Source organism: Methyloversatilis sp., assembly GCF_030696805.1.
Classification (GTDB): Bacteria; Pseudomonadota; Gammaproteobacteria; order Burkholderiales; family Rhodocyclaceae; genus Methyloversatilis.
In genome coordinates this window covers 1-17,155 of sequence record NZ_JAUYRO010000088.1, presented here as the reverse complement: position 1 = coordinate 17,155, position 17,155 = coordinate 1, and the positions used below count along the sequence as shown (strand labels likewise).

19 protein-coding genes are annotated in these 17,155 nt (G+C 65.1%); 7 read left to right on the top strand and 12 right to left on the bottom strand.

Going from position 1 to position 17,155, the window contains the following annotated elements; translation table 11 throughout:
- The first annotated feature begins 129 nt into the window (after positions 1 to 129).
- Complete coding sequence (locus tag Q8R75_RS13760; RefSeq protein ID WP_305611369.1) at positions 130 to 390, top strand: heavy-metal-associated domain-containing protein; 261 nt, start codon at positions 130 to 132, stop codon at positions 388 to 390.
- 302 nt (positions 391 to 692) lie between these two features.
- Here Q8R75_RS13760 and Q8R75_RS13755 read toward each other — a convergent pair whose 3' ends face one another.
- Positions 693 to 863 (bottom strand): hypothetical protein, encoded by a 171-nt coding sequence (locus tag Q8R75_RS13755; RefSeq protein WP_305611371.1) that lies wholly within the window; start codon positions 861 to 863, stop codon positions 693 to 695.
- Positions 864 to 984: 121 nt separating this feature from the next.
- Here Q8R75_RS13755 and Q8R75_RS13750 point away from each other — a divergent pair, with 121 nt between their 5' ends.
- Positions 985 to 1,509, top strand: coding sequence for a hypothetical protein (locus Q8R75_RS13750; RefSeq protein WP_305611373.1), 525 nt, complete (start codon positions 985 to 987; stop codon positions 1,507 to 1,509).
- A 97-nt stretch (positions 1,510 to 1,606) separates the two neighbouring features.
- On the opposite strand, the gene Q8R75_RS13745 is transcribed toward Q8R75_RS13750, so the two are convergent.
- The 7 genes from Q8R75_RS13745 to Q8R75_RS13715 all read right to left on the bottom strand — a co-directional run bounded on the left by Q8R75_RS13745 (position 1,607) and on the right by Q8R75_RS13715 (position 6,264).
- The gene (locus Q8R75_RS13745) at positions 1,607 to 1,819 is read right to left on the bottom strand and encodes a DUF6496 domain-containing protein (RefSeq protein WP_305611374.1); all 213 of its coding nucleotides are present in this window, start codon (positions 1,817 to 1,819) and stop codon (positions 1,607 to 1,609) included.
- Positions 1,820 to 2,126: 307 nt separating this feature from the next.
- Complete coding sequence (locus Q8R75_RS13740) at positions 2,127 to 2,423, bottom strand: hypothetical protein (protein ID WP_305611375.1); 297 nt, start codon at positions 2,421 to 2,423, stop codon at positions 2,127 to 2,129.
- Positions 2,424 to 2,664: 241 nt separating this feature from the next.
- Positions 2,665 to 3,102 (bottom strand): DUF2846 domain-containing protein, encoded by a 438-nt coding sequence (locus Q8R75_RS13735; RefSeq protein WP_305611376.1) that lies wholly within the window; start codon positions 3,100 to 3,102, stop codon positions 2,665 to 2,667.
- Between the two features lie 200 nt (positions 3,103 to 3,302).
- Positions 3,303 to 4,823: a DNA recombination protein RmuC gene (rmuC, locus tag Q8R75_RS13730; protein ID WP_305611377.1), complete on the bottom strand. Its 1,521-nt coding sequence runs from the start codon at positions 4,821 to 4,823 to the stop codon at positions 3,303 to 3,305.
- Positions 4,824 to 4,899: 76 nt separating this feature from the next.
- Positions 4,900 to 5,352 (bottom strand): copper chaperone PCu(A)C, encoded by a 453-nt coding sequence (locus Q8R75_RS13725; protein ID WP_305611379.1) that lies wholly within the window; start codon positions 5,350 to 5,352, stop codon positions 4,900 to 4,902.
- A gap of 70 nt (positions 5,353 to 5,422) precedes the next feature.
- Positions 5,423 to 5,968 (bottom strand): transcription elongation factor GreB, encoded by a 546-nt coding sequence (gene greB, locus Q8R75_RS13720; RefSeq protein WP_305611380.1) that lies wholly within the window; start codon positions 5,966 to 5,968, stop codon positions 5,423 to 5,425.
- A 50-nt stretch (positions 5,969 to 6,018) separates the two neighbouring features.
- Complete coding sequence (locus Q8R75_RS13715) at positions 6,019 to 6,264, bottom strand: hypothetical protein (protein ID WP_069037890.1); 246 nt, start codon at positions 6,262 to 6,264, stop codon at positions 6,019 to 6,021.
- Positions 6,265 to 6,503: 239 nt separating this feature from the next.
- Between Q8R75_RS13715 and Q8R75_RS13710 the strand changes: the two genes are divergently transcribed.
- A complete protein-coding gene (locus tag Q8R75_RS13710) occupies positions 6,504 to 6,701 on the top strand; it encodes a DUF465 domain-containing protein (RefSeq protein WP_305631375.1) in 198 nt (65 codons plus the stop codon).
- Between the two features lie 15 nt (positions 6,702 to 6,716).
- Here the strand turns inward: Q8R75_RS13710 and Q8R75_RS13705 are convergent, their stop codons facing one another.
- The gene (locus Q8R75_RS13705; RefSeq protein WP_305611382.1) at positions 6,717 to 7,568 is read right to left on the bottom strand and encodes an endonuclease/exonuclease/phosphatase family protein; all 852 of its coding nucleotides are present in this window, start codon (positions 7,566 to 7,568) and stop codon (positions 6,717 to 6,719) included.
- A gap of 107 nt (positions 7,569 to 7,675) precedes the next feature.
- Between Q8R75_RS13705 and Q8R75_RS13700 the strand changes: the two genes are divergently transcribed.
- From Q8R75_RS13700 to Q8R75_RS13690, 3 genes are all read left to right on the top strand, one after another.
- Entirely contained in the window at positions 7,676 to 8,803 is a 1,128-nt protein-coding gene (locus Q8R75_RS13700) for a PQQ-dependent sugar dehydrogenase (protein ID WP_305611383.1), read from the top strand.
- 72 nt (positions 8,804 to 8,875) lie between these two features.
- Positions 8,876 to 9,958, top strand: coding sequence for a 3-deoxy-7-phosphoheptulonate synthase (locus Q8R75_RS13695; protein WP_305626090.1), 1,083 nt, complete (start codon positions 8,876 to 8,878; stop codon positions 9,956 to 9,958).
- A 93-nt stretch (positions 9,959 to 10,051) separates the two neighbouring features.
- Positions 10,052 to 10,549, top strand: a complete 498-nt coding sequence (locus Q8R75_RS13690) for an SRPBCC family protein (RefSeq protein WP_305612912.1) — start codon at positions 10,052 to 10,054, stop codon at positions 10,547 to 10,549.
- A 39-nt stretch (positions 10,550 to 10,588) separates the two neighbouring features.
- Here Q8R75_RS13690 and Q8R75_RS13685 read toward each other — a convergent pair whose 3' ends face one another.
- The 3 genes from Q8R75_RS13685 to acnB form a co-directional block, all read right to left on the bottom strand.
- Positions 10,589 to 12,076, bottom strand: coding sequence for an FMN-binding glutamate synthase family protein (locus tag Q8R75_RS13685; RefSeq protein WP_305626089.1), 1,488 nt, complete (start codon positions 12,074 to 12,076; stop codon positions 10,589 to 10,591).
- A gap of 25 nt (positions 12,077 to 12,101) precedes the next feature.
- Entirely contained in the window at positions 12,102 to 12,902 is an 801-nt protein-coding gene (locus Q8R75_RS13680; RefSeq protein ID WP_305612909.1) for a response regulator, read from the bottom strand.
- A 181-nt stretch (positions 12,903 to 13,083) separates the two neighbouring features.
- Positions 13,084 to 15,669: a bifunctional aconitate hydratase 2/2-methylisocitrate dehydratase gene (gene acnB / locus Q8R75_RS13675; protein ID WP_305626088.1), complete on the bottom strand. Its 2,586-nt coding sequence runs from the start codon at positions 15,667 to 15,669 to the stop codon at positions 13,084 to 13,086.
- A gap of 326 nt (positions 15,670 to 15,995) precedes the next feature.
- Between acnB and murB the strand changes: the two genes are divergently transcribed.
- A complete protein-coding gene (murB, locus tag Q8R75_RS13670; protein WP_305612906.1) occupies positions 15,996 to 17,021 on the top strand; it encodes a UDP-N-acetylmuramate dehydrogenase in 1,026 nt (341 codons plus the stop codon).
- Positions 17,022 to 17,155: the final 134 nt, after the last annotated feature.

Genomic DNA, 17,155 nt, shown 5'->3' with positions numbered 1-17,155 from the left:
TTCCGACGATGGCAATGTCAACACCGGCAGTTGCGCCTGGAGGCCTCATGGATTTCTGCCCGGATTGCTTGACCTTGCAACAGTGGGAGGGCGGACAGTCAACTCACCAACAACCCGATGGAGTAGAAAATGATTGCTTTCGAAGTCAAAGACATGACCTGCGGCCACTGCGTCAGCATCATCACCCGCGCGCTGAAGGCGACCGACAAGGACGCCGGGGTTCGGATCGACCTGGCCACGAAACGCGTGCACGTCGAGCCGGTGTCGGCGGACGCGGACGACATCGCGGAAGCGATTAGGGATGCTGGCTACACGCCCGTGTCGGTTGCGACGGGGCACGGCGAAGTTGCCGCGCCGGAGCGCGGATCCTGTTGCGGGCACTGCCAGTGATGGCGTGCTGAACCGCCCTTCGGCGTCGGTGGCTGGCCACTCGGGCCAGCCTCGTGGAGCGCGTTTTCAAGCTGTGACCTGGCGGCGTGTGCCCATAGTTCAGGTCTGCCCCCGGTCCGATGCGTGGTGGTCTGTCAGCAGGAGTATCGCCAGGGCCACTGTGTCGGGCCTGTCAATGCCGATAAAAACTGACACGCTTTTCACCTGTTTGCCGATTTAAGACTGATACACCCACATTACATTTGCATGCTCGTGGATCGCGCCCCGCAGTGAGGGCCGAAGGCCAGAACGCAGGGGCGCGATCAACGAGCGTCACCCATTCCTTTGCCGGGCGCGGCGGCGCCGATCTGCACCATGCCGGCCTCGCGTTGGTGCTTGAGCCGATAGCTCTGCCAGGCCAGCGTCAAGCGCCAGCTGCCGCGTCTGATCGAACACATCCAGGCGGGCCGCATCGAACCGCGCCGGATCATCACGCACCGCATTCCGCTGGAAGAAGTGTCCGACGCCTGCTACCTGTTTGCCAACAAGCTCGACGGCTGCATCAAGACGGTGCTGATCCCGCCGGGTGTCACGGTCTAGCCCGAGGGAGACGTCATGAACAACGACCTGGATGAACACCCGATGGCAGACCAACACCGGCCGCTCGACCGCGCACGATTTGCGCACATCCCCGGCTGGGGCATCGATCTGCCGCGCTCGCGCCGGCCGGCCGTGCCGATGGAGCGCCAACCGCCCCGTCTCGACTTCCAGCCGCACCCCCCCAGTCAGCAGGCGGTGCTGGTCGAAATCCAGCACTCCAACGAACGCCCCGGCATCACCCCGCTGTTCGGCAGCACCCTGCCGCCCAAGGGACTGAGCGGCGCGATCCGGCGGCAGGCCTCTCAGCACAGCGAGAACGATCTGCGCCATTGGCACATGCTGCTGGCGGCGGACCGCGTCGACATGGTGGAAGGTCTGGCTGGCGACCTGATGCGCAGCCATCTGCCGCGCATCTATGCCGAGACGGGCGGCCGCGCGGAACTGCGCCATCGGCCGGCGGCGGCGGCACGCAAGGCGGGCACCCTGCTGGTGGTGGTGGGCGTTGTGTGCTGGATATGGAAGCGGCGCGCGCGGCCCTGAGCACCCGGTTCGGTGCGCGGCGTCGCGTACGCCCAGGATGCGCAGGCGACTGGAAAGACGCACAGCGGCGCCCGCGACGAAAGAGCTCTGCGGGTCATCACCCTCCAGGGCCCGATGGGACTGAACCACTCGGGTCAGGTGCGCTTGCGGGATTTCTGTCTGCCTTGCGCGCTTCTGCCGAGCCGATCGCCACCGCCTGCTTCGGGTCCTTCACCGGCTTGCCGGTGCTGCCGTTCTTGAGCTTGCCCTCTTTGAACTCGTGCATCACGAGTTCCACTTTGCGTGAGCTTTTGTTGCCTACCTTGGCCATCTCGTTGCTCCGTCGAACGGGAAAGCCTGTTGTGGCAAGAATGCGGCCCGCGTCGATGGTCCGTCGATGTTCATCGGGCGATCAGTTCATCGAGCTGCTGCCCTGCTCCGACACAGAACTGCGCCGCACAGACCTGTCCGGCCGATCCGTGCGCGGCGGCGTTCCCAGCATTGCGGCAAGACTTGCTGCACGACGTGCATCGCCGGCGTCAATCGGCGTAGTCCGAACCCGCGTGGATATGAAGGTAAACGGCGACGGGCCGCCCAACCGCCGGTGGCGGCGGGCGGCCCGCGCGAACCCTCAACCGTCAGTTGCGGGGCTCGGGGGTGGTCTGGCCTTCCGGGCGGCGTTCGCGTTCATCCGCACGGTCGGACGCCTTCTGCTTGGTGTCGCGGTCGCGCACCACTTCATTGGCGTGCTCGCTCGGATACTGCGTCGACTTGCGAGCCTGATCCTGTTCCGGCTGGTACTTCTTCTGACTTTCGGATTGCTGCGCCTCCGGCATCACCTCCTTCTGGTGCTTGCTCGGATACGTCGGCTGAGCGCTGAGCGACACGGAAAATGCGGCTACCGCAATTGCAAGGGCTGTACGGGCTAAAGTCATGGTGGACCTCCATCTGGGTGGCAGGCATCAAATGGATGCCCATGACTGCAGCCTAGTGCTTGCGAACAGGTTCACTGTAGTCGGGCGCCCACAGCCTGTAGGACCCGCGACGGAGAACGATCGGCCCAATCCTCCAGGGTGCCCGCACAGACAGCTCAGAGGCGCGCCGACGCGGATCCTGTCCATGCCGTCCGGGCAAGCCGCTGTAAGACTGCAGCGACTTCCGACACCGTGCGACCCCTCAGCGGGAGACAGCGAGCTTCGTGGTGCGCACCGCACGTGCGCCGTCGTCCGGGTGCACCTTGCGCAGCCGGGTGTGCACCTGAAGGTAGCCCAGCCAAAGGTCCTGCCGCACGTACACGATCTGGCCCGGCTTGGCGTCGAACTCGAGCTTCGACGTGAATTGAAGCCGTGAGCCCAGGGTGTGCCGGCCAGGTTCGATTTCCTTGAACAGATGGGTTTGCGACACGGTCGAGCCGATCGGCTCACCATCGAGCAGCACGTCGATCGGCAGCGCCGGAGCGCTGTAGCTGGTACGGAACACATAGACGCCCGCCTTGCCCGGGCTGACCTCGGCCACGCCGGGCGGCGTACCGGCGTCGGTTCGATACTGCGGGACGGCGGCGCAACCAGCGAGCACAGCGGTCGCGGCGATGAGGGCAAACATCCGGTACTTCATCGGGGATCTCCTGATCTGTCGCGCATGGCGAACGCGCCGAAGGGGCGTCCTGCGGTCTGCCCGCCATGCTGCAGACCTCGGCCGCGCAGGTCTGCGGACGCTGTCCGAACAAACCACTCAAGGCATGCCGCTGCTGCTTTGGCCGCGAATGGCGCTTCAGGTTTCGCGCGTGCCCAGATAATGGATGGCGCCCGCGCGCGTCAGCCCGGATGTTCCAGATCCGGCGGCGGTTCTTCGAGAGCCACCTCATCGGGCAACAAGCCAGCGCGCAGTTGCCGGGCCGGCTTTACGCCCAGCCGGCGCAGGTTCTCGACCTGCCGCACCAGGTTTCCACGCCCTGACGCGAGCTTGCCGTGTGCATCCTGATAGGCCTTCTGCGTCTGGTCGATGCGCTTGCCGATCTCTTCGAGGTCTTCGACGAAGCCGACGAACTTGTCGTACAACCGTGCTCCCTGTTCGGCGATCTGCTGGGCGTTGCGGCCCTGGCTTTCCTGCCGCCAGACATTGGCCACCATGCGCAGTACCGCCAGCAGCGTGCTCGGACTGACCAGCAACACATTGCGCGAGAACGCGTCCTCGAACAATGTGTTGTCGCTGGTGGCAGCCAGCATGAACGCCGGTTCAACCGGCACGAACATCAGCACGAAATCGGGCGCTTTCAGTCCGTCGAGCATCGGATAGTTCTTGTCCGACAGCCCCTTGATGTGGGCGCGGATCGACTGCACGTGCTCGCGCTGCGCCAGGGCGCGTGCGGCGTCGTTGTCGGCACTGCAATAGCGCTCGTAGCCGAGCAGCGACATCTTGGCGTCGATGATCATGTGGCGGCCTTCAGGCAGCTGGATGACCACGTCCGGTCGGCGCCGGTTGCCGTCGTCGGCGGCATAGCTCTCTTCGGCGACATATTCGTGTCCGCGACGCAGGCCGGACGATTCAAGCACCTTTTCCAGCACCATTTCGCCCCAGATGCCCTGCGACTTGTTGCTGCCCTTGAGCGCCTGGGTGAGACTGACCGCGTCTTCGCTGATCCGGGTATTGAGCAGCGCGAGCCGCTCGATTTCGTTCTTCAGCGTCAGCCGCTCCTTCGATTCCCGGTCGTAGGTCTGTGCCACCTGATCCTGGAAGGCCTTGATCTTCTCGTTCAGCGGATTGAGCAGCAGCCCGAGATTGTCGTGGTTCTGCTGGGTGAAGCGCTGGCTCTTCTCTTCCAGGATGCGGTTCGCCACCTCCTGGAACTGCAGAGCCATCTGCTCGCGCGCCGCGTCGAGCAGCGCGAGCTTTTGGGTCGTCTGGCTGCGTTCGGCGTCGAGCTGGGTGCGCAATCCGGCCACGGCCTCGGCCAGCGCCTGGCGTTGCGCCGCGCCTTCGGCCAGCGCCCTGTCGTGGGCGAGCCGGGAGTCGGCCAGCGTCTGTTCGAGCGCCGGCAGCCGCTGTGCCTGCGTTTCGGCACGCACGCGCGCAGCCTTCTCCTGCTGCAGCTGAAGGTCGAGCGTGGCGCGGTCGGCACCGCTCACTTTCAGTTCGGCGCGCAGGCGATCGATGTCGAGCGATGCGGCGCGCAGCCGTTCCTGCGCCATCAGCAGCTGCGCCGCACGCTCGGCCTGCGCACGTTCGGCCACCAGCTCGTTGCGGCTGCGCAGCCAGATGGCGCTCAGCACACCGCCGAGCAGTGCGGCCGCCAGAAGCGCGATCAGGATGGCGGGGTCGGTCAGGCTGACGGGCATGCGATGCGCGATCCGGTTCGGAAAGCCGGACTATAGCCGGCCTCGCTCGGGCGCCGCGCGATCTGCGACGCCTCGCTCAGTGCTTGTGATCCATCGCACCGCTGGCGCCAAGGGCGCGCGCGGTCGCCTTGATCACGATGGTTTCGCGCTTCTTGTCCGCACCTTCGATGACCAGTGTCACGGGCACGTCCTGCCCTTCGGTGATCGGGGCCTTCAGGTCCATCAGCATGACGTGATAGCCGCCCGGCTTGAGCTCCACCGCCTTGCCGGCCGGCAGGTCGATACCCGGGATGGCGCGCATGCGCATGATGTCCTTGTCCATCGTCATCTCGTGGATTTCGGTCACGCCGGCCACCGGAGAACTGGCTTCGACCAGTCGGGCGGCTTTCGGCGCGGTGATCTGCATGAAGGCGCCGGTGGCCTTCTGCTGCGGCACGGTGGCGCGGACCCAGGCATCCTTGACGGTGAGTTCGGCCATGGCCGGTGCGGTGATCAAGGCAAGCAGTGCGGCAGTCATTAAGCGACGCATGATGATTTCCTGTGTTTGAAAAAGGGGGGCGGTTGTGAAGTGAGCGGTGCGGCAACGTTCGTGGAGGAGCTTAGCGGTAGGAAATCGCGGTGACTTCGATCTCGCGCAACCCGGACGGGCTTTGCACGCGGACCGTGTCGCCTTCACGCGCCTTGAGCAAGGCGCGGGCGAGCGGCGATATCCATGAAATGCGTCCTTCCGACGCATTGGCTTCGTCGACACCGACGATCTGCACCATCTGTTCGCTGCCATCTTCGTCCTCGTAGCGCACGGTGGCGCCAAAGAACACCTGGTCGGCACTCTGCTGGTCCTGCGGATCGACAACGGTGGCGGATTCGAGGCGCTTGATCAGGAAACGGATGCGCCGATCGATTTCGCGCAAGCGCTTCTTGCCATATATATAGTCGCCGTTTTCCGAGCGGTCGCCATTCGAGGCGGCCCAGGCGACTGTTTCCACGATGCGCGGGCGCTCGTCGCGCACCAGTTGGTCAAGCTCGGCCCGCAGTCGGCCGTAGCCGGCGAGCGTCATGTAGTTCTTGCTGCCAGGCGGCAGCGCGGTGACGACTTCGGGGTCTTCTTCCTCGGTGTCGGTTTCCTTCGTGAAGGCCTTGTTCATCCGGATGTCAGTGATTGCGTGCTCGTTGGACGAGCACGCATCTTACCGAATCAGTGATAGATCGCCGGTTGGGTCAGCAATGCCTCCCACGGCACCATGAAAGCGTCGAACGCTTCCGCGCCGACTTCATGATCGACCTCGTGGTCGACCAGCGCCTTCAGTTCCTCGCGGAAGCGCTTCGCTGCGTCGTCACGGATCAGCGCGCCGCGCCCGACCCGCTTGTCGATGACTTCGACCGCTTCCAGCCCCGCATACTCGACCACGTAAACCAGCGGATTGTTGAACATGATGTGCATGATGTATCTCCTTGGCTTGTGCGGCTCACCAGCTTGCAGCCTGACGGTTGTCCGGCTGTTCGATACGGCACTGCAAGCACCTGTATTGCAGGTGGGGCAATCCTGCCGTCTTTCAAGTGATTTAACGGCCGCATGGCCCGGCGCTGAAGGGAGCTTGCACCGGTTGCAACACGCTCCTAACATCCACCATCCCTTAACGGCGCAGGCCGCGCGCCGGTTGTCACGATTCGGTCCCGCACATGGAAGATGACGAACTGCGCGCATCGCTTGAGCTGCTGCGCATCGAGCACCGCGACCTCGATCAGGCGATCGCCGATCTCCACGCTGCCCCGGCCGGCGACGAATTGCTGCTGCGCCGCCTCAAGAAACGCAAACTCATGTTGCGCGACCGCATCGACCAGATCGAACGGATGCTTGAACCGGACGATCTGGCCTGAGCGCGGCTCAGCGAATCAGTCGGCGAGGGTGATCCAGACCGGCTGGTGGTCCGACGCCGCGGTGGATTGATCGACCTCGACCGCTTGCACCCGCGGCAGCAGCGGCGACGTGGCCAACGCAAAATCACAGCAGAAGCGACGCCCGGGCCAGTCGCAGCCATGCAGTCCGACCGTGTCGGCATGCGCCACCGCGCCATGACAGTGCGACCACAGATCGTGCCAGCGCGCTTCTGGCGACGCACCGGGCGCAACCAGACGCACGAATTCTTCGCTGCCCGGCTCGCAGTTGAAGTCGCCGCACAGCAGCGCGGCGGCCGGCCGCAGGATGGCGGCGAACGCACCGCCCGACGCCTTCGCCGCCGGCGGCGCGACCGCATGGGCCTGCGCCTCTGCATTGAGCGCGCGCAACGCCTCGATCTGCCCCATGCGCTGCAAGCGTGAGTAGTACTCGAGGTGGGTGTTGAGCACCCGCAATCCGCCGGCCGGGCCGTCCAGCACGACTTCCACGCACGCGCGCTGCATGCTCGGGACCGCGCCGTCCGCCGGCCAGGGCAGCAGATGTCGCCAGGCGGCAAGTACCGGCAGTCGACTGAGCGTGAGATTGCCGAACTGCCGGCGCGTGCCATCCCGGCGCAGACTGTCGGCACCGGGTGCGAAGATCGGCGCATGATCGGGGAAAAGCGCGGTGAACTGCGCGACCTGGTCTTCACCCTGAAGACCGGGCAGATCGTCGTAGCCGCGCGCGACTTCCTGCAGGCAGATCACGTCGGCGTCGCCGAAATCGTTCAGCGCGCGTGCGATGCGTGCGGTGCTGACCCGACCGTCGCAACCGCGCGCCCACTGGATGTTCCAGCTCACCAGATTCATGATTTGCCTTTCTGCCTCCGTTGTCGGCAGCGTCCTGGTTTGGAACGCCTGACGACCGAACCGGTCGATCCGGTTGAACTGACCCGATTGAGTTTCAGGAGAAACGGATGATACGAACCCTGCTGACCGCCTGCGCCATTGCATTAAGCCCGGTCGTCACTCAAGCGCAGCAAGTTCCGCAGCATCTCAGCGTGCCACCCGGCTTCGGCATCGAGCTGTGGGCCAAGGTCGACAACCCGCGTGCAATGACGCTCGGCGAGGCGGGCCGGCTTTATGTCGGGTCGCGCAAGGGTCACGTCAGCGCGATACCTTACGACAGCACGACGATGGCAGCAGGCACTGCAGTCAAGGTGGCCAGCGGCCTGAACATGCCGGTCGGCGTGGCCTGGCGCAAGGGCGACCTGTACGTGTCCGCGGTCGACCGCATCGTCAAACTGCCGGGTATCGACAAGCGGCTCGACGCGCCGCCGGCACCGGTACTGGTCAGCGACCGTTTTCCGTCGGACAAGGCGCACGGCTGGAAATTCATCGCTTTCGGCCCGGATGACAAGCTGTACGTGCCGGTCGGCGCGCCGTGCAACATCTGTGACCGGGACAAGGATGGCTACTCAAACATCATGCGCATGAATGCGGATGGCAGCGGGCTCGAGGTGTTTGCGCGCGGCGTGCGCAATACGGTCGGCTTCGACTGGCACCCGAAAAGCGGCGAACTGTGGTTCACCGACAATGGACGCGACTGGATGGGCGACGACACGCCGCCTTGCGAACTGAACCGCGTCGCGAAGGCAGGCCAGCACTTCGGCTATCCCTACTGCCACGGCGGCACCGTGTCCGATCCGGAGTTCGGACAGGGCAAGTCGTGCGGCGACTACACGGCACCCGCGCTGAACCTGGGTGCCCATGTGGCACCGCTCGGCATGCGTTTCTACAGCGGCCAGCAATTTCCGGACGAATACCGCAACGCTTTGTTCATCGCCGAGCACGGCTCGTGGAACCGCAGCAAGCCGGATGGCTACCGGGTGATGATGGCGCGCCTCGACGGCAACAAGGTGGTGAGCTACACCCCTTTCATCGAAGGTTTCCTCGGCCTCAACGATGCCGTGTTCGGCCGCCCGGCCGATGTGCTGGAACTGCCCGACGGCAGCCTTCTGGTGTCCGACGATCATGCGAACGCGATCTACCGCGTACGCTGGAACGGCACCCGCACCGCGGCCGGCGACGCTGCACTGAACTGACGCCGCGGCATGGCCGATTGACTTGAGGCGCGCGCGGGCGTTCACTGTCCGGTGCTACCGAGGAGAACGGACATGGACAGCGACAGCTCACTGGAAGACGGGCGCATCGAAAGTTTCGGCGTGATGGCGGCACCGGTCGACATCAAGAACGACCTGCCGCTGAGCGCCGCCGCCGCACACAGCGTCAACGAGGGGCGCGCCGCCGTGCGCGGCGTGCTGGAACGCAGCGATCCGCGGCTGCTGGTGGTGGTGGGCCCGTGTTCGATGCACGATCCGGTCGCCTGCATGGAATATGCGCGGCGCCTGCACGTTCTGGCTGCAGATCTGGCCGGCAGCCTGCTGCTGGTGATGCGCGTCTATTTCGAAAAGCCGCGCACCACGACCGGCTGGAAGGGCTACATCAACGACCCCTTCATGGACGACAGCTTCCGCATCGAGGAGGGCATGCGCCGCGCTCGCCGCTTCCTGCTCGACGTCGCAGAACTGGGCCTTCCGGCCGCTACCGAAGCGCTCGATCCGATTTCGCCGCAGTACCTGGGCGATCTGGTGTCGTGGACGGCGATCGGCGCGCGCACCTCCGAATCGCAGACACACCGCGAAATGGCCAGCGGCCTGTCCACGCCGGTCGGCTTCAAGAACGCAACCGACGGCGATGTGAATGCGGCGATCAACGCCATCATTTCGGCGTCGCGGCCGCACAGCTTCCTCGGCATCAGCCGCTACGGACGCTCCAGCATCATCCGCACGCGCGGCAATCCGCACGGTCACCTGGTGCTGCGTGGTGGTGCCGGGCGGCCGAACTACGACTCGGTCAGCATCAAGCTGGCCGAACAGTCGCTGATCCGGGCGGAGCTGCCGCCCAACATCGTCGTCGATTGTTCGCACGCGAACTCGTTCAAGAAGCCCGAAATGCAGCCGCTCGTGCTGGCGGACGTCGCCGCACAGATCCGCGATGGCAATCGCTCCATCGTCGGCGTCATGATCGAAAGCCATCTTGAAGCGGGCAACCAGCCGATTCCGGCCGATCTTTCGCGACTGCGCTACGGCTGCTCTGTCACAGACGCCTGCGTGGACTGGGCGACCACCGAACGGATGCTGCGCGAACTCGCTGCAACGACGGCCGACGCGCTGCAGCGACGCAGGCTCACCGCCTGACCGGAATAGTTCGGCGTGATACCGCGGATGCAGCCGATAATCCGCGGCAGCGCCCTGCGGCGCTCCGATCCGAACTTCAAAAAGGAACAACTGATGAACGCTTTTCGCACATTCGTCGCCGGCAGCAGCCTGATGCTGATCGCCTCCGTCAGCGTGGCTGCCGGCAAGTTGTCAGTGGAACGCGAAGCCACGGTCGATGGTTCGCCCGACACCGTCTGGAAACTGGTGGGTGATTTCAACGGGCTCGATGTGTGGCACCCGGCGGTGGCCTCCAGCACGATGAAGGGCGCCGGCATCAAGGCCGGCGCCACGCGCACGCTGACGCTCGGCAACGGCGGGAAGATCGAGGAAAAACTGACCGCCTACAGCGGCGTCAAGCACACCTACACCTACACCATCCTGAGCAGCCCGCTGCCGGTGAAGAACTATGTGGCGACGCTGGCGCTGAGCCCGGCCGGCGAAGGCAAGACGCGGGTGAAGTGGTCATCGACCTTCGACGCCAGCGGCGCCAGCGACGAAGAAGCGAAGAAGGTGATCAGCGGCATCTACGAAGGCGGTCTTGAACGCGCAGGCAGCACGCTGAAGAAGTAAGTCGAAGGCGCGCGGCGGGCTGATGCGCCCACCGCGTGTTCAGGCGGTACGCGCCACAGGGTAGGGATACAGCATGTTCAGCGCCGTGCTCTGGCCGTTCGGCTGCACGATGCGCGTGTGCTCGCGACGGAATTCCCGCGCATGGCGCAGCCCGCACGAGTGGGCAATCATGTCGATCTCCTGATTCATGTTGAGGCAGTAGTTGGCCACCCGGGCCGCCTTGTCCGCGACGTCGAGCCCGCGGTGCAGCTTGGGGTTGTGCGTCGTGATGCCGGTTGGACAACTGTTCGAATGGCAGCGCAGGGCCTGGATGCAACCAAGCGAAAACATGAAGCCGCGCGCCGTGTTGACGAAGTCCGCCCCGGCCGACAGCGCCCATGCGGCGCGGGCCGAGGTCACCAGCTTGCCGGCGGCAATCACCTTCACCCGCTCGCGCAGACCCGCTTCGATCAGTGAATCGACCGCACGTGGCAGTGCTTCGTCGATCGACAGCGCGACGTGATCGGCCAGCGCCTGCGGCGCCGCCCCTGAACCGCCCTCGCCGCCGTCGATCGCGATGAAATCCGGCGCGGCAGCGATGCCGCGGCGCAGGATCGCCTCGCACAGATCGTTCATGAAGTGCCAACCGCCGAGCGCAGTCTTGATGCCGACCGGCTTGCCGGTGACATCACGGATCAGCGCGATGCGGTCGAGCAGTTGTTCGACGTTCGACACTTCCGGATGACGGTTCGGGCTGATCGAATCGACACCCTGCGGAATGCCGCGTATGCGCGCGATCTCCGCGGTCACCTTGGCCGCCGGCAATACGCCGCCCTTGCCCGGTTTCGCACCCTGCGACAGCTTGATCTCGAACGCGCGCACCGATTCGATCGCCGCCAGCTCGCGCAGCCGCGCCTCCGACAGCAGGCCCTGCGAATCGCGCACGCCGTACTTGGCGGTGCCGATCTGCAGGATGACGTCGCAATTGCCTTCCAGGTGATACGGCGACAGCCCGCCCTCGCCGGTACTCATCCAGCACCCTGCCTGGGCTGCGCCGCGCGACAGTGCCTGCACGGCAGGTGCGGAAATCGCACCGAAACTCATGCCGCTGACGTTCACGATGGAGCGCGCGGTGAAGGGCTTGTCGCAGAACCCGTTACCCAGGATCAGCGGCGGCGTGTTCTCGCGGTCCTCGTCGAGCACCGGAAACGGCGCATTGACGAAGATCAGCGCGCCGGGCTCGTGCAGCGAATAGGTCGAGCCGAAGCCGATGATGCCGCCCTCGTTCTTCGCCAGCCGGTACACCCAGCCGCGGGTGGCGCGATTGAACGGCATCTCTTCCCGGTCGCCGAGAAAGAAGTACTGCCGGAAGTATTCGCCAAGCTGTTCGAAGAAGTAGCGCAGGTGACCCACGACAGGGTAGTTGCGCAGGATGGTGTGCTGGGTCTGCGTGCTGTCCTGGATGTAGCGATACAGCAGCAACAGCACCAGCCCGATCACCAGGGCTACGCCCAGGCTGACCTGGAACACCGACATCAAGGTTTCCATCGAATTCTCCGGTAGGACGGTGCCGTCAGGCTGGCTGCAGCAGAGCGCGCCGCAGCAGTGCGCGAATCGACGACGCTTCGAACGGCTTGTCGCAGATGCCCGACACGCCTGCTTGCTCGACGGCAGCGAGCCGGCTCATGTCCGATTCGCTGGTGACCATCAGGATAGGCACGGACGCCTGCCAGCTTTGCTGGCGCACGTACTCGACCAGCGCGCGGCCATCCATTTCCGGCATGTTGTAGTCGGTGACGATCAGGTCGAACATCGTCTGGTCGAGATGGGCGACTGCCTCGCGCCCGTTCGCCGCCTCGACGAAGTCGCGCAGGCCGATGTTCTCGAGCACCCTGCGCATGAAGCGACGCGCGTTCCCGCTGTCGTCGACCAGCAGCACGCGCAGCGACTCGAAATCGATGTCGGCATCGTCTGTTTCGCCCTCGGCAAGGAAATCAACCGTCGCTTCGAGTACGCGCCGCAACTGGGCGTCGGAGAACGGCTTTGGCAGGATGCCGCAGACACCGGACTGGCGCACCGGATCGAGCGCCTGCGGCCGTGTTTCGCTCGACACAAGCACGAATGCCACGTGCTGCAGCGCCTCGGTCGCGCGCATCGTCTGCACCAGGTCCGTGCCGTCACCATCGGGCAGATAGAGCGCGCTGATCACCACATCGGGCAATTTGTGCTGCATCGCGACGAGCGCCGACTGCAGCCCGTCGGCTTCGCGGATCTGCACGATGCCCAGGCCGCCGGCACGTTCACGGATGATTCTCATCTGCGTCGATGAAGGTTCCACCAGCAGCACGTCGAGGTGCAGGAAATCGGGAGACATGGCAGGCCCGGTCGAAGCCGTAAGGAATGCGATCACCCGTTAGCGGCTCCGTCGCAGTGCAACATGAGCGTCGCGCCGACCGGGCATGCGCCGCTTCGTGTCCGCACGCACGTATGCACCATGAAAAAGGCCCGCCGGATGTCCGGCGGGCCTTCGGTCAGTCACTGCGCCGGGCGCAGGATCAGGCAGCCACTTCCTTCGCGGTTTCCGCGTATTCCTCGATCTGGTCGAAGTTCATGTAGCGGTACACCTTGTCGCCGTCCTTGTTGATGGCACCCATGTCGGCGTGGTACTCGGCGACGGTCGGGATGCGGCCGAGCTTCGAGCAGATCGCGGCCAGTTCGGCGGAGCCCAGATACACATTGGTGTTCTTGCCGAGACGGTTCGGGAAATTGCGGGTCGAGGTCGACATGACGGTCGCGCCTTCGCGCACCTGTGCCTGATTGCCCATGCACAGCGAGCAGCCGGGCATTTCGGTGCGTGCACCTGCGGCGCCGAACACACCGTAATGCCCTTCCTTGGTCAGTTCGGCGGCGTCCATCTTGGTCGGCGGAGCGATCCACAGCTTGACCGGGATGTCGCGCTTGCCTTCGAGCAGCTTGGATGCCGCACGGAAGTGCCCGATATTGGTCATGCACGAGCCGATGAACACTTCGTCGATGGCCTGACCCTGCACTTCGGACAGGAACTTCGCGTCGTCCGGGTCGTTCGGGCAGCAGACGATGGGTTCCTTGATGTCGGCCAGATCGATTTCGATCACGGCGGCGTACTCGGCGTCGGCGTCACCTTCCAGCAGTTTCGGGTCGGCCAGCCAGGCTTCCATCGCCTTGATGCGGCGGGCCAGCGTGCGGGCGTCCTGATAGCCGTTGGCAATCATGTTCTTCATCAGCACGATATTCGAATTCATGTACTCGATCATCGGCTCCTTGTTGAGCTTGACCGCGCAGCCGGCGGCCGAACGTTCGGCGGACGCGTCCGACAGCTCGAATGCCTGTTCCACCTTCAGGTCCGGCAGGCCTTCAATTTCCAGGATGCGGCCGGAGAAGATGTTCTTCTTGCCCTTCTTCTCGACCGTCAGCAGGCCGGCCTTGATCGCGTACAGCGGAATCGCATGCACCAGATCGCGCAATGTGATGCCGGGCTGCATCGTGCCCTTGAAGCGCACCAGCACCGATTCCGGCATGTCGAGCGGCATGACGCCGGTGGCGGCGGCAAAGGCAACCAGACCGGAACCGGCCGGGAAGGAAATGCCGATCGGGAAGCGGGTGTGCGAGTCGCCGCCGGTGCCGACGGTGTCCGGCAGCAGCAGGCGGTTCAGCCACGAGTGGATGACGCCGTCACCCGGACGCAGCGCTACACCGCCGCGCGTGCTGATGAAGGCCGGCAGTTCGCGATGCATCTTCACGTCGACCGGTTTCGGGTAGGCGGCGGTGTGGCAGAAGGACTGCATCACCAGGTCGGCCGAGAAGCCGAGGCAGGCCAGATCCTTCAGTTCGTCGCGCGTCATCGGGCCGGTGGTGTCCTGGCTGCCGACCGTGGTCATCTTCGGTTCGCAGTAGGTACCCGGGCGCATGCCTTTCCCTTCGGGCAGGCCACAGGCGCGGCCGACCATCTTCTGCGCCAGCGAATAGCCCTTGCCGGTATCGGCCGGCACCTGCGGCAGGCGGAACAGTGTCGACGGAGCAAGACCCAGCGCCTCGCGTGCCTTGGCCGTCAGGCCGCGCCCGACGATCAGCGGAATGCGGCCGCCGGCGCGTACTTCATCGAACAGCACGTCGGACTTGACGGTGAATTCGGCAATCACCTGGCCGTCCTTCAGTGCCTTGCCTTCATAAGGACGCAGTTCGATCACGTCGCCCATGTCCATCTGGCTCACGTCGAGTTCGATCGGCAGCGCGCCGGCGTCTTCCATCGTGTTGTAGAAGATCGGTGCGATCTTGCTGCCCAGGCACACGCCGCCGAAACGCTTGTTCGGCACGAAGGGAATGTCTTCGCCGGTGAACCACAGCACCGAGTTGGTGGCCGACTTGCGGCTGGAGCCGGTGCCCACCACGTCGCCGACGTAGGCCACGAGGTTGCCGCGGGCGCGCAGTGATTCGATGAACTTGACCGGGCCGCGCTTGCCATCTTCTTCCGGCGTGATGCCGGGGCGGGCATTCTTCAGCATGGCGAGCGCGTGCAGCGGAATGTCCGGGCGGCTCCATGCGTCCGGTGCCGGCGACAGGTCGTCGGTGTTGGTTTCGCCGGTCACCTTCAGGATGGTCAGCGTGATCGACTTCGGTACTTCAGGGCGGCTGGTGAACCATTCGGCGTCGGCCCAGCTCTTCATGACGGCAACCGCGTTGGCGTTGCCGGCATCGGCCTTGTCCTTCACATCGTGGAACTGGTCGAACATCAGCAACGTCTTCTTCAGGCCTTCGGCAGCCACGGCGCCCACTTCGGCGTCGTCCAGCAATTCGATCATCGGGCTGATGTTGTAGCCGCCGAGCATCGTGCCCAGCAGTTCGGTCGCCTTGGCACGCGAAATGAGCGCGCACTTTTCGATGCCGTGCGCCACGGCGGCCAGGTAGCTCGCCTTCACCTTGGCGGCGTCGTCCACGCCGGCCGGCACGCGGTGGGTGATCAGTTCGACCAGCGTGGCTTCCTCGCCTGCGGGCGGCGCCTTCAGCAGTTCGATCAGTTCGGCAGTCTGCTTCGCAGTCAGCGGCAGCGGCGGGATGCCGAGCGCGGCGCGTTCAGCAACATGGGCACGATAAGCTTCAAGCACGGTGGTTCCTCCGGTGGACGGGTATTTCGCATCATAGAACGACACACCGGCTCGATGGTGCGTCGCACGAAGACACGGACAGAAAATCCGCGGCCTGTACCGATGCGAACCGGCCGCCACACGGCGATACCGTGCGCTGCGGCCATTCGCAAACCCGCATGGCGCACTGCAATAGCGTCGCGCAAGCGGGAGGTTCAAGTCTTATATATGATATCTTTTATTCGATTGACCGCCAAGGAGGTCCGTGAGTCCATGCGGCGGGGCTTGGCTACGGGCTTGGCTACGGGCTTGGCTATACTCGCGCTGCCCTTTTCGCCCGGCGCCCCATGATCCAGCCCCTCCAGACCGACGCCGACCTGCGTAACCTCAATACCCTGCACCTGCCGGCTCGCGCTGCCCGGCTGCAGCCGGTCGACGATGCAGCCGATCTGCCGGTGCTGACCGACGCGGCGCTTGACGTCGGCGGCCCGGTGCTGGTGCTCGGCGGAGGCAGCAACATTGTGTTCGGACGGGATGTCGACGGCACGGTGCTGCACATGCGCACGCGCGGCATCGACGTGCTGGGTCGCACAGGCAACGACGTGCTCGTATCAGTCGCAGCGGGCGAAAACTGGCACGACTGGGTCGCTCACGCGCTGGCGCAAGGCTGGCACGGACTCGAGAACCTCGCACTGATTCCGGGCACTGTCGGCGCCGCACCCGTGCAGAACATCGGGGCCTACGGCGTCGAACTGATCGACTACCTTGACCACGTCGACGCCTGGGACATGACCGACCGCCGATGGCTGCGGCTGGGCGCCGATGAATGCCGGGCCGGCTATCGAGACAGCGTGTTCAAGCGCGAGTTGGCGGGCCGCGCCGTCATCACGCGCGTCGCCTTCCGGCTGGGCACACGGCCCGAAGTGCGCTGCGACTACGCCGACCTGCAGCGCGAACTTTCATCGCGCGGCGTCACGCAGGTGACGCCGCAGCACGTGTTCGACGCGGTGTGCGCCGTGCGCCGCGCCAAGCTGCCCGACCCCGCCGTGCTCGGCAACGCCGGCAGCTTCTTCCGCAACCCCGTACTGCCGGCCGATGCCGCTGCAACGCTGCTCGCCGCCCACCCCGACGCGCCGCATCATCCGGCGGCCGACGGAGCAGTGAAATTCGCCGCTGCGTGGCTGATCGATCATTGCGGCTGGAAAGGCGTGCGCCGCGGCGAGGCCGGCGTACATGACAGGCAGGCACTGGTACTGGTTAACCATGGCGAGGCCTCCGCCACCGACCTGCTTGACCTTGCCGCCGACATCCGGGCCAGCGTACACGCGCGCTTCGGCGTGACGCTCGAACCCGAGCCACTGATCCTGCGCTGAGCGCGCGGTCCGGTGGACCGCCTGTTGCCTGTTGGGCATCGCTGCGCTCACCCCAACCTACCTCGAGCCGCGGGGCGCGGCCGGAAACGACATCGCGTTGCCTGTTGGGCATCGCTGCGCTCACCCCAACCTAC

Coding starts and splice junctions, on each gene's coding strand:
- Q8R75_RS13760 (WP_305611369.1), top strand. CDS start 130: ATGATTGCTTTCGAAGTCAAAGACATGACCTGCGGCCACTGCGTCAGC.
- Q8R75_RS13750 (WP_305611373.1), top strand. CDS start 985: ATGAACAACGACCTGGATGAACACCCGATGGCAGACCAACACCGGCCG.
- Q8R75_RS13745 (WP_305611374.1), bottom strand. CDS start 1,819: ATGGCCAAGGTAGGCAACAAAAGCTCACGCAAAGTGGAACTCGTGATG.
- Q8R75_RS13740 (WP_305611375.1), bottom strand. CDS start 2,423: ATGACTTTAGCCCGTACAGCCCTTGCAATTGCGGTAGCCGCATTTTCC.
- Q8R75_RS13735 (WP_305611376.1), bottom strand. CDS start 3,102: ATGAAGTACCGGATGTTTGCCCTCATCGCCGCGACCGCTGTGCTCGCT.
- rmuC (WP_305611377.1), bottom strand. CDS start 4,823: ATGCCCGTCAGCCTGACCGACCCCGCCATCCTGATCGCGCTTCTGGCG.
- Q8R75_RS13725 (WP_305611379.1), bottom strand. CDS start 5,352: ATGCGTCGCTTAATGACTGCCGCACTGCTTGCCTTGATCACCGCACCG.
- greB (WP_305611380.1), bottom strand. CDS start 5,968: ATGAACAAGGCCTTCACGAAGGAAACCGACACCGAGGAAGAAGACCCC.
- Q8R75_RS13715 (WP_069037890.1), bottom strand. CDS start 6,264: ATGCACATCATGTTCAACAATCCGCTGGTTTACGTGGTCGAGTATGCG.
- Q8R75_RS13710 (WP_305631375.1), top strand. CDS start 6,504: ATGGAAGATGACGAACTGCGCGCATCGCTTGAGCTGCTGCGCATCGAG.
- Q8R75_RS13705 (WP_305611382.1), bottom strand. CDS start 7,568: ATGAATCTGGTGAGCTGGAACATCCAGTGGGCGCGCGGTTGCGACGGT.
- Q8R75_RS13700 (WP_305611383.1), top strand. CDS start 7,676: ATGATACGAACCCTGCTGACCGCCTGCGCCATTGCATTAAGCCCGGTC.
- Q8R75_RS13695 (WP_305626090.1), top strand. CDS start 8,876: ATGGACAGCGACAGCTCACTGGAAGACGGGCGCATCGAAAGTTTCGGC.
- Q8R75_RS13690 (WP_305612912.1), top strand. CDS start 10,052: ATGAACGCTTTTCGCACATTCGTCGCCGGCAGCAGCCTGATGCTGATC.
- Q8R75_RS13685 (WP_305626089.1), bottom strand. CDS start 12,076: ATGGAAACCTTGATGTCGGTGTTCCAGGTCAGCCTGGGCGTAGCCCTG.
- Q8R75_RS13680 (WP_305612909.1), bottom strand. CDS start 12,902: ATGTCTCCCGATTTCCTGCACCTCGACGTGCTGCTGGTGGAACCTTCA.
- murB (WP_305612906.1), top strand. CDS start 15,996: ATGATCCAGCCCCTCCAGACCGACGCCGACCTGCGTAACCTCAATACC.